The organism is Candidatus Hydrogenedentota bacterium, from assembly GCA_012523015.1.
Taxonomy (GTDB): Bacteria; Hydrogenedentota; Hydrogenedentia; order Hydrogenedentales; family CAITNO01; genus JAAYBJ01.
Window position 1 is genome coordinate 1 of sequence record JAAYJI010000131.1, and the last position, 4,107, is coordinate 4,107.

General features: G+C 49.5%; 4 protein-coding genes. All 4 read left to right on the plus strand.

Translation table 11 applies throughout. The annotated features are described in order from the left end of the window. The first annotated feature begins 43 nt into the window (after positions 1-43). Positions 44-994 carry a thioredoxin-disulfide reductase gene (gene trxB / locus GX117_05590; protein ID NLO32817.1) on the plus strand — a complete coding sequence of 317 codons (951 nt, stop codon included), beginning with the start codon at positions 44-46 and terminating at the stop codon, positions 992-994. Between the two features lie 60 nt (positions 995-1,054). After that, the gene (locus tag GX117_05595) at positions 1,055-2,086 is read left to right on the plus strand and encodes a hypothetical protein (protein NLO32818.1); all 1,032 of its coding nucleotides are present in this window, start codon (positions 1,055-1,057) and stop codon (positions 2,084-2,086) included. 35 nt (positions 2,087-2,121) lie between these two features. Then, a complete protein-coding gene (locus GX117_05600; protein NLO32819.1) occupies positions 2,122-2,655 on the plus strand; it encodes a hypothetical protein in 534 nt (177 codons plus the stop codon). A gap of 77 nt (positions 2,656-2,732) precedes the next feature. Continuing rightward, positions 2,733-4,107, plus strand: a 1,375-nt coding sequence (argS, locus tag GX117_05605; GenBank protein NLO32820.1) for an arginine--tRNA ligase, incomplete at its 3' end; no start/stop codon positions are given.

Genomic DNA, 4,107 nt, shown 5'->3' on the forward strand with positions numbered 1-4,107 from the left:
CTTGACGGCAAGAGCCTGATAAAATATAGGTAGGAGAAGCATCATGGAAAAAGTTGTGATAATGGGCGGCGGGCCTGCGGGCTGTACAGCTGCTTTGTATACGGCGCGGGCCGATTTGAAGCCCTTGGTCTTTGAAGGCGAACTCAGCCAGACCGTGCTTCCGGGCGGACAGTTAATGACGACGACGGAAGTAGAAAACTTTCCGGGATATCCCAATGGCATTTCAGGACCGGAACTGATGGATGACTTGAAAAAACAGGCGGAAAACTTTGGCGCACGCTTTGAATATAAAACGGTCACTTCTGTTGATTTATCTTCCCGGCCCTTGCGTCTCTTTGTCAATGAGGAGGTCTACGAGACCGAAACATTGATTATCGCGACAGGCGCCACAGCCCGTTATTTGGGCTTGGAGTCGGAGCAGCGATTCATGAATAAGGGCGTGTCTGCTTGTGCGACTTGCGACGGCGCTTTACCTCAGTTTCGCGGAAAGACCCTCGTTGTCGTGGGCGGCGGCGATACCGCCATGGAAGAGGCGATGTTCTTAGCGAAATTCGCCGACCATGTTCACGTGGTGCATCGCCGCGATAAGTTCCGTGCCAGCAAAATTATGGGCGACCGCGTGATCAACCATCCTAAGATTACAGTGGAGTGGAATTCGGTCGTCGACGAAATTTTCGGAAATGATACGGACGGTGTAACGGGAGTCCGCTTGAAAAGTACCGAAACCGGTCTAACCCGTGAACTTGCTTGTGTCGGCTATTTTGCTGCCATCGGTCATCAGCCGAATACAGCATTGTTTAAAGACGTGCTTCCCATGGATGAGTCAGGATACTTATTGACAGAGGGGAAAAGCTGCTCTGTCGGTATCCCCGGCGTTTTCGCTTGTGGCGATGTGCAAGACAATATCTATCGCCAAGCGGTAACGGCGGCGGGCAGCGGCTGCATGGCGGCTCTTGACGCAGCAAGATGGTTGGAATCGGTAGAAGGCGCCTGATAAAGGCGTTGCTGCTTTGTTGACGCGCTATCGCCATGATCTACATGGTTGGATATTCTTATGGCTTTGATTTCCTCTAAACTGGGTGTAAAAGAAATGGCATTGATTTGCCGGCAACTGGCTACTGCCTACAAAGCCGGCTTGCCCATTCTTTCATGCTTGGAGCTTGTGGCAGGAAAAGGGGTTTCAGGAAAAGCACGTCTCATGCTGCAGCGCATGGAGCGCGCCATTCGACAGGGGGCAACGCTTGCAGACGCGTGCAATTCCGAAAAAAAAATACTGCCCGACCTGTTTATTCAACTTGTATCGGCAGGAGAAAAGGGTGGCAGACTCGATACGCTTTTCGCCGATCTCGCGGCTTACTACGAAGAAATGCGCCGTTTATACCAGTCGGTTATCGGCTCTTTGATCTATCCGGGATTACAACTGGCTTCGGCGTGGTTTCTTGGCACCTTTGCGTTGGGGATGATTAAGCGAGTTAGCGCTGTTTTTCACGGGACGGGCAGCAATTTCGATATAGGGGCCTATCTTCAAAACTATGTGCATTTTCAGATCGCCGCTCTCTTTCTTGTCTTTATCTTTTTGACGGGTGTCATTGTTTTGATTCGTGCCGGTCTTCTTCAAGGTCCATGGCAGGTGGTGAAACGCCATTTATGGCCTATAAACGGGATGCTCCGAAAATTTGCCTTATCGCGCTTTTACCGAGGCATGGCGTTGTTGATCCGTTCCGGATTGGATGTGCAACAATGTATACGGCGCAGTGCATCCATGACCTTGGATAAAGCCTTGGAAAAGGATCTGCTCCGTGCCTTGCCGGTTATAGCCCATGGCGGCACCTTGGCCGAAGCCTTTTCAAAGAGCCGTTGTCTGGATAAGGCGGGGCGCGAATTGATTGCGATTGGCGAGCAATCCGGTAATCTTGATGACAGTCTGCAGAAAGCTGCTGAGTACAGTTTTCAAGAGGCACAATCTGCAGTGAAAGCCACTGCCAAAATACTGCAAGTCGTAATTACACTTCTGGTAGGCTGTGTGATAGGCTATTTCGTAATTTCATTTTACGGTAATCTATATTCCATACCGTCAGATTTTTGAGTCATTAAATAAAAGTCTTTTGTCAGGAGATTGTGATGAACAAGGAGATTCAGTCGAACCCGGAAAACTTCGTGGAGGCGGAAACCGAACCGCGGGATATGACCAAATATATTTGGATAGCCATCCTTCTTTTGATTGCTGCCATGTCTGTTTATTTTTATATGGGCCGCCAATCAAGACCCATGCTGACCATGGTTCGCGCCAGTCATATTTTGGTTGCCTATGATAGCAGCGATCCCGTGGATCGGGGCCGTGCCTATGAAAAAATTTCAGAATTGCGGCAACGTCTATTGGCGGGAGAAAGTTTTTCAAAGCTTGCGCGTGCCAATTCTGATGATAGCGTTTCTGCGCGGCGCGGCGGAGATTTGGGATGGGCTCCTCCGGGAACCTTTACGGCTGCCTTCGAAGAATATTGTTGGAAAGGTGAGATCGGTGATGTGAGCGAAATCATTCAAACAGAACATGGATTCCACTTGATCAAGGTTGTAGAACGCAACTACACTGATGCCGATTTGTATGAGCAGGAAATCCAGCAAAAGGCTATGGAATCAGCCAATTCCAACGAATAAGGCGCCACTCCCCCAAGACGCAGCTTTTGTGTGCTGCCGAATGAACCCAAAATCTTGTCTATAGGAGAATCCTACTCTTGTTATATTTTGAATCGATTATACAAGCTTTACAGGCTTACGATTCGTCATTGACCCGTGAAATGATTGCTTTCGCAACGCCGCCCTCTTTGGAAATGGGTGATGTGGCGATTCCCATGTTTTCTATTGCCAAAACCCGTAAAACATCTCCCGTTGCCTTGGCTCAGGAGTTGGCGGCTCAAGTTGATTTTGGCATTGATGTACGGGAAGCCCTTGCTGCCGGTCCGTATGTTAATTTGAAATTGAATCGCGACCGAGTCGGTTATCAAATCGTTGATGCCGTGTTCCGCCAAAAAGAAGCGTGGGGTAGCACGTCCGCCGGGCGCGGGAAACGGGTGCTTATCGAACATACCAGCATCAACCCCAATGCAAGTCCCCATGTTGGACGTGGCCGTTGCGCCCTTATCGGTGACAGTCTCACCCGTTTGCTGCGCTTCGAAGGTTATGAGGTCGAAGTCCATTATTATGTCAATGATATGGGGAGGCAAATTGGGCTTCTTGCCCTGCTCGCCGAAGAATTCGAAAATGTCAGCTTCGAACAGATTTTAGAAATCTATGTGGCGGCAAATAAACGTGCTCAAGAGGATCCCGACTTCGCGAATGAGGGCTATGCACTCTTGGCAAAGATTGAGGCGGGAGACGAAAAAGTGAGAGAAAAGTTTTTTCATATCACGCGCCTTTGTCTCCAAGGACAACTGGAAGTGCTGCATCGTATCGGCGCACGGTACGACAAATTCGACCATGAATCTGCCTATGTCAATGATCCGCGTTTGGCGCATATTGAAAACGCCCTTGAAGAGAAAAACGCCTTGTTTACGGATGAAGACGGCCGGCGGGTGGTTGATCTGGCACAGCTGGGCTACACGGCAGAAGAAGGCCGTTATTTCGTGTTGAAACGTGCCAACGGATCATCCATGTATGGCTGTCGAGACCTTTTATATTCTCAAGATAAATATGAATCAGGCGCCGATATAAACTTGATGGTTCTCGGCGAAGATCATAAGCTTTACGCCCAGCAACTCGCGCTTATTCTTCAGGCCGCAGGCATTGAATCGCCGGAGGTCGTCTATTATTCCTATATCCTTCTTTCAGACGGAAAGATGTCTACCCGTCAAGGGAAGGTTGTGTTGCTTTCTTCTTTTCTCGATCAGGCAGCAGCACGGGCTTTGTTGCGTGTGCAGGAACAATTTCCCGATCTTCCTGAGGAGGAACAACAGACCATTGCCGAGCAGGTGGCAGTCTCAGCCATACGCTTTGCCGTATTGCGCGTTAAGCCCACCAAAAATGTAGTCTTCGACATGGACACGGCCTTGTCATTTCAAGGCGACACAGGTCCTTATATCCAATACTGCTGCACACGCATTCGCTCGATTC